The sequence below is a fragment of the Streptomyces sp. NPDC054757 genome, assembly GCF_053612185.1.
In genome coordinates, this window is record NZ_JBSHBW010000017.1 from 156,693 (window position 1) to 175,162 (window position 18,470).

The following is an 18,470-nucleotide window of genomic DNA, read 5'->3' on the forward strand; positions in this document are numbered from 1 at the left end:
CCTCCTCGTTGGGGCCCGGGGGTCGACCTGGGCCGGTAGAGGAAGGAAACTGGCGGACGGGGCCGTGACAGAATGGTGAATCGAGATCACTCACGGTTCATTCATCTCATCCGATGGCCGGGGCGGGGGCTTTGATGGATGCGCGGGACGATGCCTTGACGGTTGAGCAGGCCGCCGAGGCGTTCGCGGCTGAGGTCGCCTACTGGCGCGAGGTGCGGGGGCTGGCCAAGCGGGAGTTGGCCAGAAGGATGGGTTTCGACCCGTCCTACGTAAGCCACGTCGAGTTGGGCCGGCACAAGCCGACCGAGGACTTCGCCCGTCGTGCGGAGGAAGCACTGAACGCGGGCAAGGCCATCTGGAAGCGCTGGCTGGAGTACGAGACGGCCAGGGCTCCTGTGGCGCCGACGGCGGTCGCACCCGCCCCTCGCCGGTCCGAGCAGCCGTATGCGACCGGGTCGGCGATCGTAGTGGAGCACGATGCGGCCCGCCTCGACTACGACGGGCGCCTGTACCGGCTCACGATGCGTCGGTTGTTGCGGAACACCGGCAGTGAGCCCATCACCCGCTATCTGATCCGCATCAGCGTCGACCGTTACCCGGGCGAGCCGGAACAGTCCAACGCCCACTATCGCGAGCATCCGCTGACCTGGGACGAGCTCTCGCTGACCGCGACCTGTCGAGGGGAGGCGATGCGCTGGCAGGCCAAGCACGACCGCGACGCCTTCAAGGAGGTGTGGCTGCTGTTCGAGAACGAGCAAGGCCGCTTCCCTCTCTACCCGGGTGAGTCGGTGTGGATCGAATACGCCTACTCGGTGGGCGAGGAGAAGTGGGGCCGCTGGTTCCAGCGCGCCGTCCGCCTGCCTACCGAGCATCTGGTGGTTGAACTCGCCTTTCCTGTTGAACTCGACCCCGTTGTGTGGGGCACCGAGACGTCAATGACCGCCGAAGCGGCTCCGCTGCGAACGGCACCGGTCCAGCGCGAGGAGGGAGGGGTGCGCGTCTTCGCCTGGAGCACTTCCGCACCCGCGCTCCACGCCCGATACCGTTTGGAGTGGCGGTTCCGGGCCAGTCCCGAACATGAAGCGGATAACGGGGAGTTCAGGTGATCCAGATGCGACCCAGTGAACAGATGCGGGACCTCGGCGTCGTGCAGCGCGGGGCCCCCGTTCTTGCTGAGCGGGCGCGCGTCTTCGACCTGCCGACTGAGCGCGAGGCGGCCGAGCAGGCCATCGAGCGGCTGTTCTCCTCCATGGAGCGGATCGGGCAAGTCCACCCCTTCGCCAAGGGCATGGGCATCGCGGCGCCCCAGATCGGCATCGGCCGTGCCGCCGCCGTCGTCCAGCCCAACGCCGCCGGGGCTCCGGCGATCGTCCTGCTGAATCCCCGAATCACCGACCGTTCCAGCGAAGAAGACGAGCAGTACGAGGGCTGCCTGTCGTTCTTCGACGTTCGCGGCATGGTCCCTCGGCCGCTGTGGATCACCGTGGAGACAACCACGTTGGAGGGCCGTCTGGTGACCACCACCTACGAACGAGGGCTCGCCCGGCTGGTCCACCACGAGATCGACCACCTCGACGGTCTGCTCTACACCGCACAGATGCGGACGGGCGTCGTTCCCATCCCTGTGGAGGAGTACCGCCAGACCGGGCGGGCGTGGGACTACGAGCAGTAGCAGCCGAGGCGGGCCAGACCCGCCCCTTCCAGCTGTCAGCGCCGCTGGCGGCGTTGATCGGTGAGGGGCGCGAATGCATTGGTGGGCCCGGGTGCTTGGGGCTGGTGTGTGCTGTGCTTGGACACCTGCGTCGAGCGGAGGCGGGCGGCTTCGGCTCGGAGGTTGGGGGCGGGGTCGCGGCTGGTGTGCTGGATGCGGGTGATCAGGACGCAGGCGGGCTGGCGGGCGCTCGTGAGTTCGCGCTGGGTGGCGGCTTCCTTGAGGAGCTGGTGTGGCTTGTGGCCGCCGGCTTCGGCGCCGGCGAGGACGGTGGCGAGGGCCGGCCAGGCGGGGTCGGTGAGGATGCGGTCGGCGTGGTCGGGGACGGCGGCCCGGACGTCGTGGGCCAGGGTTCGGCGGGCCTGGTCGCTCGGCTGACGAGCGGCGAGGTTGTCGATGACCGGGACGAGGGCGTGGTCGGCGGCGGTGTGTAGGTGGTGCAGGGCCTGACGGGCGGCTTCGGCCTGGTGGGCGTGGTTCTTCGCCTCGTGCCAGCGGGCGGCGACGATCGTGGCCCAGACGAGGGCGGCGAGCAGGGCGGCGAAGGCGCTGCCGTCGGGGCCGGTGACGGCGTGGGCGATGTCGCGGGTCGCGCGGCGCAGGGTGTGGGCGGCTTGGTGCTCGGCTCGGATCTGGGAGCGCTGGGCGCGGGCGAATGTCCGTGCTGCGGTTCGTAGTTCGGCTCGGGAGTGGTCAGGGGCCTTCTGGGCGGTGGCCTCGATGAGTTCGCCGAGCGCCCTGATGTGGGCCTGGGCGTGGATGTCGTGGGCCATGTCCGAGTTGAGGGTGTCGAGGGCTTCGGTGGCCTGGTGCCAGGGGGTGGTGGGGTGCTGTCGGCATGCGGTGGGGTGTTCTTCGGGTGCGGTGCGTTCCAGACGAGCCTTGAGCTTGGGGAGGGTGAGGTCGGGGGCGATCTTCCCGCCGGGGTGGAAGATCTGGTCGCCGTCCTTGTTGAGGTCGCCGGGACGGCCGGCGGCGTAGCCGAGGAGGTCCCCGGAGGGTCCGCGGCGGGGTTTGATCGCGATGCCGTCGGCTTCGAGGTAGGCCAGGAGTTCCTCGGCGTTGCCGGCGTGGGGGATGGCGGCGCGGATGCGGTCCTGCAGCCAGTCGCGGCTGGTCTGCTCCCAGCCGAGGCGTTGGGCCTTGTGCATCTCTGCCTGGGTGGGGCGCTTTCCGGCGGTGCGGTCGCCCTTCTTCAGTTGACGCAGGCCGTAGTCGGTCTCGATCTGGCGGCAGGCGTCGCCGACGCGGATGCCGCTGCCGTGGAGTTTGGGGCGGCGGCCGTCTTCGCGGACGGTGGTGGCGAGGATGTGGATGTGGTCGTCCGCGTGGCGCACGGCGATCCACCGGCAGCCGAGGTCGTCGCCGGGCGGGGCAATGCCCGCGGCTTCGACGATGCGCTGGGCGATATCGGCCCACTCGGCATCGGAGAGGTGCCGGTCCTCGGGAGCGGCGCGGACGGGGCAGTGCCAGACGTGGTCGGTGATCTTCTTCCCGAACTCGCTGTTCCGGAGATGCACCGGCTCGTCGAGGTGGTGGGCGAGCTGGGTGAGGGTGGCGTCCGGGTTCCGGCCAGGGTCGGGCATACCGAGCATGGCGAAGCCCGCGACGATGTGCGGATCGAGGTGCTCGTCGTGGCGGCCGGGACCGTAGAGGTAGGCGAGCAGGCCACGGGTGTTGGACCCGGCCGGTTTGATGGCGGCTATCACGCGGCCTGCTCCTTCTCCGCCTCGGCGGGTTCGCGCAGGGCCTGGGCGATCAGGTCCAGCAGGTGGTGCAGCTCGTCGAGACGGTCACGTACGTCGGGCGGGGTGAGGTCGCTGTTGAGGGCGCGGGCGATCTGGTTGACGTTGACGCCGATCCGGTTGAGCTCGCGCAGTACCTGGGCGCGGAACATGTGGGTGCGGCGGCGGTCCTCGGACAGCGGCAGGTTCGCGGTGAACCGGCCGGTGATGAATGCGAGGGCGATGTCCGCGGTGAAGTCGGATTCCCCTTTGTAGCCGTGTTCGGCTGCGGCCTCCTGGAGCGCGGCGTGCTCGTCGCCGGTGAAGCGCAACGGTCCGACACGGACGGTCCGCTTGGTGCCGGTGAAGCGGCGGATCGTCGGCTGCACGCTCTGCGGTGCTCGTTCGCCGGCCGTCGGTTCGGTGGCGGGTGCGGGGCTAAGGATCTGCTGCTGGACGGCGCGGAGCTCGTCCGGGTCGGGGCCGCCCTCGGTCCCAGCCTCCCGGCCCAGCGCCCCCTGGCGCTGGGCCGACTCCGCCACCCCCGGGGCGGAGATCCCCGAAGACCGGCCTTGAGTCGGACTCGGGGTACTACTGGCTCCGCCCGGGGCAGCCCGTCCGAACGCCTGCCGCAAACGGTCCAAGATCCTGGACGACTTCGCCGGCGACGGACGCGCGCCGGGGGTGCCGTTGGTGTGGCGGTCGTGCATCACGATCGGTTTCTCCGTGAGGGGGGTGAGGAGCTAGCCGGGGCGTGGGCTGCGGGCCTTTGGGACGGGCTTGGGGTTCCGGTCGGCCACGAGGATCGTCAGCTGCTGGTCGGGATGGATCCGGCCTCGGTGTCGAACTCGGGCCGAAGGGTGTTCATCACTTCGGTCAGTCGTTTGCCGCTGACCGAAAGGCCCTTGTCCCGTATGGCCTGCTGGACGATCGCCCGTGTGAGGCTCTTCTTCTCGGCGACGGCGATGCGGCCTATCTCAACCAGTTCGTCGAGAGTGGCGCCGGGTGGTCGACCACCGCGTGCCATGCTCTGCGGAACCGTTCGTTGGGGTTCCGGTCGCTGAACGGAACTACCGGCCACCGGATCAGGGACCTGATCGGAAACAGGAGCCGGACGGTCGGCGGGCTCGGCGACGAGCTGGTGGAGCTGCCGCATCAGGACGCCGAAGGCGAGGAGGGCGGCGCTTGGCGGAACCGCGGCGACGACGTAGTCGAGCCAGTGCGCAGTGCGGGAAGCGTCGGCTCCGCTCACGCCCGCCACGTTGAGCGCGATGGAACCGACCGACCCGATGGTGGTGATGGCGATGGCCCATCGGTCGGTCACCTGGCGCAGACCCGCACGGAGCATGAGCAGCTCGCCCGCGATGATGAAGGCGTCCAGGGTGGCAGGCCACGTCCATCGTCGCGCGGGGAAGCCGCCGAGCCCATGCTGCCCTGCGACCTCGGCAAGGTGCGCGTACGAGAGCCAGAAGGCGCCGATGGTAAGGGCGACGATGACGCCTCCGGCCGCCGCGAGCGCGTATCGCTCGGTGCTCTGCTTGGTCATGCCCGCGCTCCCGTCGCAGTGGCGACAAGCGCTGGGGTGGTGTCGGCCGGGGATGCGGTGACGAGCAAGGGTGTTTCTCCACGGGCTGTGAGGGCGGGGGCGTCTACGCTGCCCCCTCTCCAAGGAGGGGGCAGCGCGTACGCGCCCAGGGTGTGAATGCGCCGTTCGATGGCGCGTAAGCGTCTGATCTGCGGTTTCCCGAGACTCGTACGCGGCGGAGGCGGTGCGTACACGCCCTCGGCGGGTCGGGGCGCGTACGGCACCGCGTACGGGTCCGCCGGTCAGGAAACGGCGGTCATGTGGCGGGTGACGGCCTTCCAGCGGGTTGCTTGGCCGCCCCCGGTGCCGCCGCCGGCACCGGTCTCCTGGGCGGCGAGCCCGCTCTTGGTGAGGTTCTCCAGGCGACGTCGCGCCCTGGCGATGTCCGCCGCGACGGGCTTGTCCTCGCCGGTGATCTGCGTGGCGAGCTGGCGGGCGGTGAGGCCGTTGGAGCCCGCCTGCCGCAGGAGAGTCAGCGGGTCGAGGCTCGTGTCGACGGGCGACGTACCACGGGGATGGTCGTGGATGACCGGTAGCGGGCCGATCTCGTCGTTGATGGTCTTGAGGTGATGGAGGTGGACCACCGGGTCCCCGGCCGCGCCGCTGAGGAACAGAACGCTTCCCGCGCCCGCGGTGAACCAGGCTGAACCGTAGACCTGGTCGAGGACAGGGCGCTGGGTGCGCGAGGCGTCGGGGCCCTGCTTGCGCTGGTGGTGCAGTTCGAGAAGCTCGACGCCGTCGCGCAGGAGCTGCTGGCGGGCGTTGTTGTACGCGAGGCCGGCCTCGTCGTCGGTGAGCTTGCCGACCACGTCCTTGAGGCTGTCGATCACCACGGTGTCCGCCCCGTGCTCGGCGGCCAGCTCGGCGAGGAGCTGAGGCTCGGTGTTGAGCGAGGCGGGCAGCGGTCCCGACCAGAAGACCAGGCGCCGACCCAGGATGTCCCGATCGGCTTGGTGCACGACACGGGTGAAGGCGCGGGCGAGTTGGCTGGGTCGGTCCGCTGCGATGTAGAGGACCTTCTCACCCTCGCGTACGGGCATGTCCAGGACCTGGGCGAGCAGGCCGAGGCGGGCGAGGACGATCTGCTGGGCGATCGTCGACTTCCCGACGCCGGGAGGTCCGACGAGCATCAGGCTTTCACCCGATGCCCAGGCCGCCTTCCCCGGCGTCCCCCACACGGGTTCGGTGGTGGCGGGGGTGTCGGTGACGAAGGACCAGCCGTCCACGGCGTACCGCTGGAGTCGCCCGCCCGAGCTGTGGCGGGCTCGGTCGGCGGCCTCGCTCAGCGATGCCGCCAGCAGGCTTCGTACCTCCGCCGGGTCGGCTCCCGGCGCGGTGGCGCCTTGGAGCACGCGCAGCGCCGTGGAATGCAGGGCGCGCAGGTCGGCGTGGCCGCGGATGATGTCCGCGTAGTACGTGGCACCTGAACCCACGGTCGCCGAGGCTGCAAGGGAATGCAGGTATGGGGAGCCGCCCACGCGCGTGAGGTCGCCGGTGGTCTTCAGCTGGTGGGACAGGGCGATCGCGTCGGTCGGCGCTTCCCGCCTGCGCAGCTCCAGCAAGGCGTGCCAGATCGTGGTGTGCGCGGGCCGGAAGAAGTCGCCCGGTTCCAGCGCCTGCCGGACCTCGTCGATGGCCGCGCTGTGGAACATGCAGGCCCCGAGTACGGCAGCGTCGGCGTCGGCGTCGTGGGGCTGGGGGGCCGTGACGCCGATCGCGTCCTGCGGGCCGGTGCGGGAGTGAGCGGATGGTGCTTGCCACTGCGGGGTCGTACCCTGGGGCACTGAGCTTCCTTGTCTCGGGCCGATACGGACTGGCAGGTCCCGGCACCGTGTAGATCGTTTTGGGCGGTCGTCTTGGGAGTAGCAGCGGCCTTGGTGCTCCAACACCGGGGCCGCTTTTCTGCGTGGCGGCTCAGGCAGCCTTCTCGTATCGCGACGCAGTCATCAGGTCGGCCAGCCGTGCCGCGCTGTGAGGGCTGATCGTCGTGGTGAAGCCGGCGCAGACACGCCGCAGGGCCTGGGCTCGGGCTTCCTCGTGTCGTGCGGTTCGGGTCGTGGTGGCGGTTGTCGGTGCTGGGGTCGCCTGGGGCGGCGGGCGCACGGGCAGCTCCTTGCGGCCGGTGCGGGGATGGCAGTCCCCGCACCGCATGAGGTCGTCGGGCGGTCGCTTGCATCGCGCTGCGTCCAGGTGCTCCAACACCTGGGGCCGCGCGTGCCGCGCTCATGACCGACTGGCAGGTCGTCCGAACGCGACGCCCTCAGTTTCCGGAGAATCGCCGGTTGGGTGAACCGGCGATCTCGTGGATAATGCGCCCCCGCCCGAGCTGGCCCGGCCCTCAGAGCTGGTTCTGTTCGATGTCGATGCGGTCCCAGTCGAAGACTCCGCTCGGCTTGCGAGACGCGTCGATGACCACGCCGGAGAAGAGGAAGCGGAGCACCGCGTTGCGCCGCTCGTCCGTCATCTCGTCGGCCTCCCAGGTCGCCCTGGCCCTCGGACCCGTAAGTCCGTCGAGCAGCTTCACCGGACGTACGACCATCCGCTTCTGGGCCTTGGCGATCCGGTCGGTGATGCCCTTGCGCATCACCCGGTACTCCGCCGTGGAGATCTCCTTGGCGGTCCACATCTGGTTTAGTTCGGCGAGCTGCCGCTGGTCCGCATCCACCGCCTCGGTCAGGGCGTTCGTGGGTGTGGCGGAGGCGAGCCGGCCGGAGACGGTGAGGCGGCCGAGCAGGTCGATCGCGGCCTCGGTGACGAACTCCTCCAGCTTCACGGCGGCGATGCGGCGGACGCACTTCTTCTCGTCGTTACGGCTCTTGCGCGTGCACAGGTACGAGGGCACCGCCCCGACCTTGGTGCCGGACATGAGGGTGCCGCAGCGCTTGCACATGACCAGGCCGCGCAGCAGGTAGAAGCGGCGTAGTTCCAGGTTGGTCTGGTGGATCGCGGACCGGTACTCGCGGCGAGCGCGGACCTCGGCCCAGGTGCCGGCGTCGATGATGGCGGGCCACTTCCCGGTACCGACCTCTTCTCCCTGGTGCATGCGGATGCCGGCGACGTGGCGGGAGTCGAGCAGCGCCCGGACGGTGCCCTGGGTCCACTCCTTGCCGTACACGGTCTTGATGCCGCGCTTATGGAGGACCAGGGCGATGGCGACCGGGCTCTGGCCCTTGAGGTAGCGGTCGAAGACCTCGCGGACGATCTCGGCCTCGTCCTCCCTGACGGTCATGCCGTCGGGCTCGTACCCGAACCGCCGCTTGCCCGAGTGCGGCATGCCGGTCTCGGCCCGCTCCGCGAGCGCGGATTTCAGGCGTCGGGAGGTGTCGTCGGAGGAGCGGCAGGCGTGGGCGACCTCGATGCGGAGGATGAAGCGGTCGTCGGGGTCGGAGAGGTTCCGGCGGTTCGCCTCGCCGTGCAGCACGATCTCCTGCTCGTCGGAGACCTGCAGGAGTTCTTCGAGGTCACGTGGCTGCCGCATGAGCCGGTCGGGGTGGTACGCGATGACGTGCCGGAACTCGCGGCGTCGAGCACGTTCGAGGAGCTGGTCCCAGCCGGGTCGCTTGCGGTCGCGGCGCCAGGCGGAGCGGCTGTTGTCGACGAAGACGTGGGCGGGGTCGATGGCCAGGCCGCGGCGTTCGGCGATCTCCCGGCAGATACGTTCCTGCCGGTCGACGCCGGTCTGGTCGTCATCGTCGGCCTGGGATATTCGGCAGTACAGGGCGGCCGGTTCACCTGGGGTGACGGTCGGCTCTCGGTGCTTGGGGCGGGGCATGGCACCGATGGTATGAGCAAGCCTTGGGCTCGCCGAACTTCCGGCATCCCGTGACGCTCGCGAAGGACCTGCTGTCGCTGGACGACATCTCGGACGGCCGGATCACCCTGGGGATCGGCGCCGGAGGTACCGGCTTCGATGCCACCGCGCTCGGCCAAGAACCGTGGTCGCCGCGTGAACGGGCCGACCGGTTCGCGGAGTTCGTCCCGCTCCTCGACCGGCTGCTGACGGAGGAATCGGTCACTCACCGGGGCACCTACTACGCGGCGGACGAGGCCCACAACATTCCGGGCTGTGTGCAGCGGCCGAGGCTCCCTTTCGCGGTCGCGGCCATCGGGCCGCGGGGGATGAAGATCGCCGCGCGGTACGGCCGGGACTGGGTGACGACAGGAGATCCGAAGATCTTCGAGACGGGTACGCCGGAACAGTCGGTCGAAGCCGTACGCGGCCAGATCGACAGGCTCGGTGTGGCCTGCGAAGAGATCGGCAGGGACGTCGCCACGGTGAGGAAGACCCTGCTCACCGGGTTCACGCCCGATGCGGGCCGCCCCATGGGGTCCCTGGACGCCTTCGTCGACTTCGCGGGGTCCTACTTCGCGCTGGGTATCGACGAGATCGTCATCCACGCGCCGATTCCGGACTCCGTCTTCGACGCCGACGAGAAGGTTTTCGAGCAGATCGCGACCGAGGCACTGACACAGCTTCGGCGGGACCAGAGCTGAAGCCGGGGTGTGTAGGGGGAGGGGGCGTGCGCCGGGTGCGCTTCCGAATTATCTTTTGCGCCCCCTGAGTTATGCATGATCCACAGGCAAGGTGACTTATCCACAGGGTATTTGACGGTTCTGTGGACAAGAGGTGGGCAATTTACGCGCTTTGGTCGTTTTGCCGGGATTCATGCTGTGGAAGAGTCAGTGCGTCCAACGCCCGTGCCTGAAGCTCCCGTTCAGTGGCCCCGGTGATGAAAGCAGCGGCGTTCTCCCGGCCCACCAGACTCTCCACCGCTGCGAGCGTGGCCGCCGGAACGGTGACCGGCGAGGGGGTGTCCGCTGGTACGGGCGGGCTCTCGGGGGCGAGGTGCTGCTGGAGATGGCGGGTGGCGAACAGCCGCATGGCGCGGGCCAGTTCGGCATCGACACTCTGCTGGGCCAGTGGACGCAGCCGCCGTACCAGCGCTGCGGCCTCCGCCACATGTGCGTCGGTGGGCTGGGCGGGCCCGAGGTAGCGCGCGAAGACATGCTCCGTCGTGAACTCCAGGAAGCGCGACGCGATGTGCTCGACCTGACCGCGCAGCTCCCGCAGATGGACCGAGATGGCCTTGAGCGGAACACCGGCCGCGTGCAGTTCCGCTGCCACCGCCAGTTCCTGCGGGCTCGGTACCAGGAACTCGTCGTCGCTGTCCGCCACCCGTTCCAGTACGCCCAGTGCCACCGCGTCCGCGACCGCTTCGTCGTCGGGGACCCCGCCGAACCGCGCGTCCAGTTCCGCACGGGAGATCCGGTCCGCCTCCTCGTCGGTCCACGGGCCGCTGACCTCGGCGACGAGCCCCAGCACGCCGCCGAGACCCCGCCCGGCGTCCCATGCCTCAAGGAGTTCCTTGATGGAGGCCAGCGTGTAGCCGCGGTCGAGCAGCTCGGCGATCTGGTGCAGCCTGGCCAGATGGCTCTCCCCGTACACATTGGACCGGCCGCGCCGCTGCGGTCTGGGCAGCAGGCCGCGGTCCTGGTACGCACGGATCGTACGGACCGTCGCGCCACTGCGGTGCGCCAGATCCTCGATCCGGTACTCGGGTCCGGCCCCCGTCGCTCTCACCCCGGACACGCTCCTTCCTTCCCTCTGCTCTCTCCCCTGGTGGGGCTACGGCAGGGCCGCGCGGCCGATCGCACCGGCCGCCGTACGGGCGGCGGGCGAGGTCGCCAGGTACTCGACCGCTCTGCGCAGGGAGCCCTCCTGGGAGGGATGGTACGACCGCCTGAAGTAGCGGGGTATCGCCGAACCCAGCTCACCCCAGGTGGGGAGCAGACCTCTGGCGACCGCCCGGTTGTGCTTCCGCAGCGAATATCCCGGCCGTCCCCCGGGCCCGCGTCCGCGGCGTACGGGGCTGGGTTCGCCACGGGTGGAGGTGACGCGAGTGGGGCGTACGAGGGTGGGGTCGTGGCGCATGAGGTACGAGGCGCCCCACACCCACAGCCACAGCAGCACCGGGGTGACCACGGCCATGCCCTCGATCCGCCGGGCGTACCGCAGCAGCCCATCACCGCCGCAGTGCTGGTACATGTCGAAGGCCACGGCCCGGTGCTCGACCTCCTCGGCGCCGTGCCAGCGCAGCAGGTCCAGCATGACCGCGTCGGACCCGGCGGAGTCGAGGCTGTCGGCGCGCAGGACCCAGTCCCCGAGGACCGCGGTGAACTGCTCGATCGCGGCGATCAGCGACAGCCGGAAGCGCAGCCACTCCCGCGCCGGAACCGGTATGCCGAAGGGCGGTCGCTCGCCCAGCAGTTGCTCGAAGAGGAAGTCGACATGCCGGGTGTACGCCGCGGTGTCGAGTTGCTGGGCGGCCAGATGGTCCAGCACATGGGAGTGCTGCACGCTGTGTGTGGCCTCCTGGCCCATGAACCCCTTGACGTCCTTGAGCAGTCCCGGGTCGCCGACGAGCGGCAGCGCCTCCTTGAAGACCTTCACGAACCACCGCTCGCCCGCCGGGAGCAGCAGATGCAGCACATTGATCACATGGGTGGCGGTGGGCTCGCCCGGGATCCAGTGCAGCGGCGTGTTCTCCCAGTCGAAGGAGACCCGGCGCGGCGCGATGACATGGGGCTCCGGCTCCGGCTCTGGCTCCACATACGGATCCGGATCCGGCCCCGGGGCCGCTGCCTTCTGTGCCTCCTGTGACTTCTGTGCCTCCTGTGCCTGTGGTGCACTGCCCGAAGGCACAGGCCCGTCCGGGTGCGGTGTCCTGCCCCCGGTGTCCTGTCCGTTGCTCACAGCGGTGGCTCCATCCTGGCGACGGCGCGCAGGGCCCTCGGCGCGAAACGGGACAGAAAGCGGGCTCCGCGCGCCTCGGGGGTAACCGGCACCACCGCCCGGTTGTTCACCACAGCGGCGAGAATCGCGTCCGCGACCTTCTCCGGTGGGTAGTTCCGCATCCCGTACAGCCGGGCCGACTTCCGCTGCCGGCGCTTCTCCTCGTCGGCCGACACACCGGCGAACCGTGCGGTGGACGTGATGTTGGTGTTCACAAGACCCGGGCATATCGCGCTGACCCCGATGTCCTCTCCGGCCAGCTCGGCGCGGAGACACTCGCTCAGCATGAGCACAGCCGCCTTGGAGGTGGAGTACGCCGGGAGAGCCTTCGACGGCTGGTAGGCCGCTGCCGAGGCGGTGTTGACGATGTGGCCGCCCTGGCCGCGCTCCGCCATCTGCCTCCCGAAGAGCCGGCAGCCGTGGATGACACCCCACAGGTTGACATCGAGAACCTGCTTCCAGTCCTCGCTCGTGGTGTCCAGGAAGGAGCCCGAGAGGCCGATGCCCGCGTTGTTGACCAGGACGTCGACCGTCCCGTACTCGGCCGCGACTTTTTCGGCGAGCTTCTCCATCGCCTGCTCGTCACCGACGTCCACCGCCTCCCCCCAGGCGTCGGGGGACCCGATCAGCCGCGCCATCTCCGCGGTGCGGACCGCTCCTTCCGCGTCCCGGTCGACCGCCACGACGCGCGCACCCGACTCCGCGAAGGCGAAGGCGGTCGCCCGGCCGATGCCGCTCGCCGCACCCGTCACGAGGACGAGCCGTCCGCTGAAACGGTCGGCGTACCGGCCGGTCGCCGCGGTCTGCAGGGCGGGCCCCGGTGCCTCGTGGGCGGTGACGAAGTCCCCGATCCAGGAGGCCAGCTGGTCCGGCCTGGTGCGCGGTACCCAGTGCTTGGCCGGGAGTTTTCGGCGCGTCAGCTGCGGTGCCCAGTAATCCAGTTCGTCGTAGAGGTGCTCCGAGAGGAAGGCGTCACCGGTGGGCGTGATCAGTTGCACGGGTGCATGGGCGTACGCGTCGGAGCGAGGCCTGCGCAGCCGGGACCGGACGTTGTCCCGGTAGAGCCAGGCGCCGTGCGCCGCGTCCGATGGCAGCGAAGACGTCGGATAGTCACCGGACGGCACCCTCTCGAAGCGCTCCAGGATTCTGGGCCACCGCTTGCCGAGCGGCCCGCGCCAGGCCAGCTCCGGCAGGGCCGGCGTGTGCAGCAGATAGACGTACCAGGACTTGGCCCCCTGACCGAGCAGCTGCGCCGCCGCACGCGGTGTCGGCCGGGACATCCGCTTCTTGATCCACTGGCCGAAGTGGTCGAGAGAAGGGCCGGACATCGAGGTGAACGACGCGATCCGGCCCTCGGTGCGCGGCACGGTCACGAACTCCCAGGACTGCACCGACCCCCAGTCATGACCGACGAGATGCACCGGCCGGCCGGGGCTGACCGCGTCCGCCACGGCCAGGAAGTCATCGGTCAGCTTCTCCAGGGTGAAGCCACCGCGGAGGGGCACCGGCGCCGACGACCTGCCGTGGCCCCGGACGTCGTACAGCACCACATGGAAGCGCTCGGCCAGTTGGACCGCGACCTCGGTCCAGACCTCCTTGCTGTCCGGGTAGCCGTGCACCAGGACGACGGTGGGGCGGTCCGGGTCGCCCAGTTCCGCGACGCACAGCTCGACGCCGCCCGTACGCACCCAGCTCTCGCGCGCTCCCTCGATGCCCGCTCCCGTTCCCCCGCCCGTCCCCGATCCACTCCCCGTCCCCGATCCACTGTCGGCTCCCGAACCCCTGTCGGCTCCCGGCCCCGTCCCGCTGCCCGTTCCCGTACTCATGCGGCCCTCTCCTCTGCCCAGCGCCGCACATGCGGCAGGTCGTCGTCCAGCCAGAAGGCGCTCTGCTCGGGGTCCGCCGAGTCGGTGACGACCAGGATCTCCTCGAACTTCGCGCCCGTGCCCCGGAATCCGAGGTGCGGCTCGACCGCCCAGAGCCCCGGCCGGGGTGGGTGGTCGGAGAACTTGTACGGGCTCCACAGCGGCGACCAGCCGTCCCGGTGGCCGTGCAGCGCGTCACTCGCCAGGCCCTTGAGGGACTGGGTGCCGAAGCCGAACACATGGGGCGACCAGCGGCGCTCCTTGACCTCGTCCACCTTGTGCGCGATCACGCCGAACGGATAGGCGCGGTGCCGGTTCGCATACCCCTGCGCGGCCATCAGCCGCTCCACGTCCTCGTAGATCGTGCGCAGCGGGCGTCTTTCGCGGACCTCGCGCAGGATCAGGTCGCGGTGTGCCTCCAGATCGGCGAGCAGCCTGTCGTGCACGGGGTTGAGCCCGAGGCAGCCCGAGTACCCGATATCGGCGGTGTAGCCGCGGAGGATCGGTGCCATGTCGAGAATGAACGGCATCCCCGCTTCGAGCCGCCGGTTGGTGGGGAAGAACTGCAGCGGCACTCTGAAACCCGCGAACGCGGTCCGGTCCCCGAACCAGGCGAACGGCAGGTGGAACCAGTCCCTGACACCCCGCCGGTACAGCCACTCGCGCTGCATCCGGGCCGCCTCACGCTCCGTCACCCCGGGTCTGAGCTGGGCCGCGACAGCCTCCGCGCAGGCGTAGGCGAGGGTCTGCACCTCTCTGAACCCGCGCAGCCGCCCGGCCTCCGCGCCGCTGTGCGTACCCGGGCGCGAGAGCGGGCCGTCCGCCCACCGCGCTGCTGCTTTCACCCCTGAGGCCATGCCACCTGTCCGTCCCGTCCGTGTGCGGTACGTGCTCGTAACTTGACACTGATGAATGTGACAATGCCCGGCGGCTACGTCAAGGGTCCCCGCCTCGCCTGTGGACAACGGTCTGCAGACACCTGCCTGTGGACAACGACCTGTGGACAACGGACTTGTGAACCACGGTCTGTGCTCAACTGGTTCAGCAGTCCCACCGCGGTGGAACTGCCGTTCACCGCGGTTCCACCGCGGTAACGACCTTGCCCTTGCCCTCCTGCCTCTCCCCCTCCCGTACCGGGCCCCTACGGGTCCGTACCTCTGGAGGGGGACAGGGATCCAGCCGTCTGGGCTGACGTCCGGCGTGAGCCGCGCCACTACCTTCGGAGTGTGACTGTGATCGCGACCGAAAGCCTGAGCAAGCGGTTCCCGAGGGTGACCGCGCTTGACCGGCTCTCCCTGGACATCGGACCCGGTGTGACCGGCCTGGTGGGTTCCAACGGAGCCGGCAAGTCCACGTTGATCAAGATCCTGCTGGGGCTGTCCCCCGCCACGGAGGGCCGGGCCGCCGTGCTCGGGCTCGATGTCGCCACCAGTGGCGCCGAAATCCGTGAGCGCGTCGGGTACATGCCCGAGCACGACTGTCTGCCGCCCGACGTCTCGGCCACCGAGTTCGTCGTCCACATGGCGCGCATGTCCGGACTGCCGCCCACCGCCGCACGGGAGCGCACGGCCGACACGCTGCGCCACGTCGGCCTCTACGAAGAGCGCTACCGCCCCATCGGCGGCTACTCGACCGGTATGAAACAGCGGGTGAAGCTGGCCCAGGCGCTGGTCCACGACCCGCAGCTGGTGCTGCTCGACGAGCCGACGAACGGCCTGGACCCGGTCGGCCGCGACGACATGCTCGGACTGATCCGCCGGGTGCACACCGACTTCGGCATCTCGGTCCTGGTCACCTCGCACCTGCTCGGCGAGCTGGAGCGGACTTGCGACCACGTCGTCGTGATCGACGGCGGCACGCTGCTGCGCTCCAGCTCCACCAGCGACTTCACGCAGAACACCGCGACGCTGGCGGTCGAGGTCACCGACTCCGACACCCACCCCGACGGGACACGCGCGCTGCGCGACTCGCTGGCCGCGGCGGGCGTCACCCTGCATGAGGGCACCGAGGAAGGACTCCCGGGCGCGGGCCACATCCTGCTGGTCGAGGCGGTCGGCGAGGAGACGTACGACCTGGTCCGCGACACCGTCACCGATCTGGGGCTCGGCCTCGTACGCATGGAACAGCGCCGCCACCACATCGCCGAGGTCTTCCACCCGAACCAGCAGAACCAGCAGCGGGAGCAGCAGAACCAGCCGCCGGCCCAGCCCGGCCAGCAGAAGCAGGAGGTGCAGGCGCGATGAGTACCGAGACCAGTCAGATCCACAACATCGGATACCGGAACTACGACGGACAGCGCCTGGGCCGCGCCTACGCACGCCGTTCCCTCTTCGCGCAGTCGTTGCGCGGCGCCTACGGTCTGGGCCGGTCGGCCAAGTCCAAGGTGCTGCCGATGATCCTCTTCGCGGTGATGTGTGTGCCCGCCGCGATCGTCGTGGCGGTCGCCGTGGCGACGAAGGCCAAGGACCTGCCGCTCGACTACACCCGGTACGCCATCCTCACGCAGGCCGTCATCGGGCTGTATCTTGCCGCGCAGGCCCCGCAGGCGGTCTCCCGCGATCTGCGCTTCAAGTCCATCCCGCTGTACTTCTCCCGGCCGATCGAGCGGGTCGACTACGTCCTCGCGAAGTACGCGGCGATGGCCTCGGCCCTCTTCGTGCTGACCGGTGCGCCGCTGCTGATCCTCTACATCGGCTCGCTCCTCGCCAAGCTCGACTTCGCCGACCAGACCGAGGGATTCGGCCAGGGGCTGGTCTCCGTGGCGCTGCTCTCGGTGCTCTTCTCCGGTATCGCGCTGGTCGTCGCCGCGCTCACTCCGCGCCGCGGATTCGGCGTCGCCGCGGTCATCGCCGTACTCACCATCACGTACGGAGCGGTCTCCACCGTGCAGGCCATCGCCTTCAACCAGGGCTCCGCCGGGGCCGTCAGCTGGCTCGGGCTCTTCTCACCGATCACGCTGATCGACGGCGTCCAGACCGCGTTCCTCGGCGCCACCTCCGCCTTCCCGGGCGGGGAGGGGCCTGGAGCGGGGGCCGGCGCGGTCTACGTCTTCGTCGTTCTCGCGCTCATCGCCGGCTCCTACGCCGTCCTGATGCGCCGCTACCGGAAGGTCGGGCTGTGACCACGATCACCATCGACCACACCTCGCGCTGGTTCGGCAACGTGGTGGCGGTCAACGACATCACCATGACCGTCGGCCCGGGGGTGACCGGACTCCTCGGCCCCAACGGCGCCGGCAAGTCCACCCTCATCAACATGATGGCCGGATTCCTCGCCCCCTCCACGGGCACGGTGACGCTCGACGGTGCGCCGATCTGGCGGAACGAGAGCGCCTACCGGCAGATCGGGATCGTGCCGGAGCGGGAGGGGATGTACGACTTCCTCACCGGCCGCGAATTCGTCGTCGCCAACGCCGAACTGCACGGCCTGGACGAGCGGGCCGCGCAACAGGCCCTCGCCACCGTCGAGATGGAGCCCGCCCAGGACCGCAAGATCGCGACATACAGCAAGGGCATGCGGCAGCGCGTGAAGATGGCGTCCGCCCTCGTGCACAACCCCGCTGTGCTGCTGCTCGACGAACCCTTCAACGGTATGGATCCGCGCCAGCGCATGCAGCTGATGGAGTTGCTGCGGCGGATGGGCACGGAGGGCCGTACGGTGCTCTTCTCCTCGCACATCCTGGAGGAGGTCGAGCAACTCGCCTCGCACATCGAGGTGATCGTGGCCGGCCGGCATGCGGCGTCCGGTGACTTCCGCCGCATCCGCCGTCTGATGACGGACCGGCCGCACCGCTATCTCGTACGGTCCAGCGACGACCGCGCCCTTGCCGCCGCGCTGATCGCCGACCCGTCGACCGCGGGCATCGAGGTGGACGTCACGGAGGGCGCGCTGCGCATCCAGGCGGTCGACTTCGGCCGGTTCACGGCGCTGCTGCCGCGCGTCGCCCGTGAACACGGCATCCGTCTCCTCACCGTCTCGCCGTCCGACGAGTCCCTGGAATCGGTCTTCTCGTATCTCGTAGCGGCCTGAAAGGAGCTGTGACGTCCATGTACAACCCCACAGTCGCCCGGCTCACCTACCGGGCCCTGCTCGGCCGTCGCCGGGCCGCGATCCTCTTCGTACTGCCCGCCCTGCTGATCGTGATCGCCGCAGCGGTACGTGCGTTCAGCGGCGCTGACGACCAGGTCGCCGCCGATGTGCTCGGCGGGTTCGCCATGGCCACGATGGTGCCGCTGATCGGTGTCATCGCGGGCACGGGTGCCATCGGACCGGAGATCGACGACGGTTCGATCGTCTATCTGCTGGCCAAACCGGTGAAGCGCCCCACGATCATCTTCACGAAGCTGATCGTGGCGATCGCCGTGACGATGGCGTTCTCCGCGATCCCGACCCTGATCGCGGGCCTGATCCTCAACGGCAACGGCCAGCAGATCGCGATCGCCTACACGGTCGCCGCCCTGGTCGCGTCCATCGCGTACGCCTCGGTCTTCCTGCTCCTGGGCACGGTCACCCGGCACGCGGTGGTCGCCGGTCTTGTCTACGCCCTGGTCTGGGAGGGCCTGTTCGGGAATCTGGTGCCGGGTGCGCGCACGCTGAGCGTCCAGCAGTGGTCGCTGGCCCTGGCGGAGAAGATCGGCGCCCCCGGCGCGATCAGCTCGGACGTCGGACTGCCGGTGGCCGTGGTGCTGCTTGCGGGGGTCACCGTGCTCGCCACCTGGTACGCGGGGCAGAAGCTGCGACGGCTGACGCTGGCCGGCGAGGAGTGAGACCTGGAGCCGGTACGGGGGTGGGA

Annotated in this window: 15 protein-coding genes and 1 pseudogene; 7 read left to right on the forward strand and 9 right to left on the reverse strand. The window is 69.7% G+C overall.

The window, feature by feature from the left end; translation table 11 throughout:
* Window positions 1-134 precede the first annotated feature (134 nt).
* Window positions 135-1,106 (forward strand): helix-turn-helix domain-containing protein, encoded by a 972-nt coding sequence (locus ACWGKJ_RS21025; protein ID WP_385017392.1) that lies wholly within the window; start codon window positions 135-137, stop codon window positions 1,104-1,106.
* A 5-nt stretch (window positions 1,107-1,111) separates the two neighbouring features.
* On the forward strand, window positions 1,112-1,672 hold the full coding sequence (locus ACWGKJ_RS21030; RefSeq protein ID WP_385017395.1) for a peptide deformylase: 561 nt from the start codon (window positions 1,112-1,114) through the stop codon (window positions 1,670-1,672).
* Between the two features lie 35 nt (window positions 1,673-1,707).
* Here the strand turns inward: ACWGKJ_RS21030 and ACWGKJ_RS21035 are convergent, their stop codons facing one another.
* The 5 genes from ACWGKJ_RS21035 to ACWGKJ_RS21055 form a co-directional block, all read right to left on the reverse strand.
* Window positions 1,708-3,420 carry a relaxase family protein gene (locus ACWGKJ_RS21035; RefSeq protein ID WP_385017398.1) on the reverse strand — a complete coding sequence of 571 codons (1,713 nt, stop codon included), beginning with the start codon at window positions 3,418-3,420 and terminating at the stop codon, window positions 1,708-1,710.
* Window positions 3,417-3,977, reverse strand: a complete 561-nt coding sequence (locus tag ACWGKJ_RS21040; RefSeq protein ID WP_453315784.1) for a MobC family plasmid mobilization relaxosome protein — start codon at window positions 3,975-3,977, stop codon at window positions 3,417-3,419. Before ACWGKJ_RS21040 ends, ACWGKJ_RS21035 begins: the two co-directional genes overlap by 4 nt.
* A gap of 266 nt (window positions 3,978-4,243) precedes the next feature.
* Window positions 4,244-4,981, reverse strand: a complete 738-nt coding sequence (locus ACWGKJ_RS21045) for a DUF2637 domain-containing protein (protein ID WP_385017403.1) — start codon at window positions 4,979-4,981, stop codon at window positions 4,244-4,246.
* A 281-nt stretch (window positions 4,982-5,262) separates the two neighbouring features.
* Window positions 5,263-6,804, reverse strand: coding sequence for a DnaB-like helicase N-terminal domain-containing protein (locus ACWGKJ_RS21050; protein ID WP_385017406.1), 1,542 nt, complete (start codon window positions 6,802-6,804; stop codon window positions 5,263-5,265).
* Window positions 6,805-7,358: 554 nt separating this feature from the next.
* A complete protein-coding gene (locus tag ACWGKJ_RS21055) occupies window positions 7,359-8,792 on the reverse strand; it encodes a recombinase family protein (protein ID WP_385017409.1) in 1,434 nt (477 codons plus the stop codon).
* A gap of 29 nt (window positions 8,793-8,821) precedes the next feature.
* On the opposite strand from ACWGKJ_RS21055, the pseudogene ACWGKJ_RS21060 reads away from it, so the two are divergent.
* A pseudogene (locus ACWGKJ_RS21060) lies at window positions 8,822-9,514 on the forward strand (LLM class flavin-dependent oxidoreductase); the annotation flags it as partial.
* 142 nt (window positions 9,515-9,656) lie between these two features.
* On the opposite strand, the gene ACWGKJ_RS21065 reads toward ACWGKJ_RS21060, so the two are convergent.
* The 4 genes from ACWGKJ_RS21065 to ACWGKJ_RS21080 form a co-directional block, all read right to left on the reverse strand.
* Window positions 9,657-10,610 (reverse strand): MerR family transcriptional regulator, encoded by a 954-nt coding sequence (locus ACWGKJ_RS21065; protein WP_385017412.1) that lies wholly within the window; start codon window positions 10,608-10,610, stop codon window positions 9,657-9,659.
* A gap of 36 nt (window positions 10,611-10,646) precedes the next feature.
* A complete protein-coding gene (locus ACWGKJ_RS21070) occupies window positions 10,647-11,630 on the reverse strand; it encodes a metal-dependent hydrolase (RefSeq protein ID WP_385017457.1) in 984 nt (327 codons plus the stop codon).
* 140 nt (window positions 11,631-11,770) lie between these two features.
* A complete protein-coding gene (locus ACWGKJ_RS21075; protein WP_385017415.1) occupies window positions 11,771-13,639 on the reverse strand; it encodes an SDR family oxidoreductase in 1,869 nt (622 codons plus the stop codon).
* Entirely contained in the window at window positions 13,636-14,535 is a 900-nt protein-coding gene (locus ACWGKJ_RS21080; protein WP_385017418.1) for a M24 family metallopeptidase, read from the reverse strand. Before ACWGKJ_RS21080 ends, ACWGKJ_RS21075 begins: the two co-directional genes overlap by 4 nt.
* A gap of 375 nt (window positions 14,536-14,910) precedes the next feature.
* Between ACWGKJ_RS21080 and ACWGKJ_RS21085 the strand changes: the two genes are divergently transcribed.
* From ACWGKJ_RS21085 to ACWGKJ_RS21100, 4 genes are read left to right on the forward strand one after another with little or no spacing between them, the layout of a single operon-like run.
* Window positions 14,911-15,921, forward strand: a complete 1,011-nt coding sequence (locus ACWGKJ_RS21085) for an ABC transporter ATP-binding protein (protein ID WP_385017460.1) — start codon at window positions 14,911-14,913, stop codon at window positions 15,919-15,921.
* Entirely contained in the window at window positions 15,918-16,799 is an 882-nt protein-coding gene (locus tag ACWGKJ_RS21090; protein ID WP_385017421.1) for an ABC transporter permease, read from the forward strand. The genes ACWGKJ_RS21085 and ACWGKJ_RS21090 overlap by 4 nt, the downstream gene beginning before the upstream one ends.
* Window positions 16,796-17,707: an ABC transporter ATP-binding protein gene (locus ACWGKJ_RS21095; RefSeq protein WP_385017423.1), complete on the forward strand. Its 912-nt coding sequence runs from the start codon at window positions 16,796-16,798 to the stop codon at window positions 17,705-17,707. Before ACWGKJ_RS21090 ends, ACWGKJ_RS21095 begins: the two co-directional genes overlap by 4 nt.
* A gap of 17 nt (window positions 17,708-17,724) precedes the next feature.
* Window positions 17,725-18,444: an ABC transporter permease gene (locus ACWGKJ_RS21100; RefSeq protein WP_385017426.1), complete on the forward strand. Its 720-nt coding sequence runs from the start codon at window positions 17,725-17,727 to the stop codon at window positions 18,442-18,444.
* Window positions 18,445-18,470: the final 26 nt, after the last annotated feature.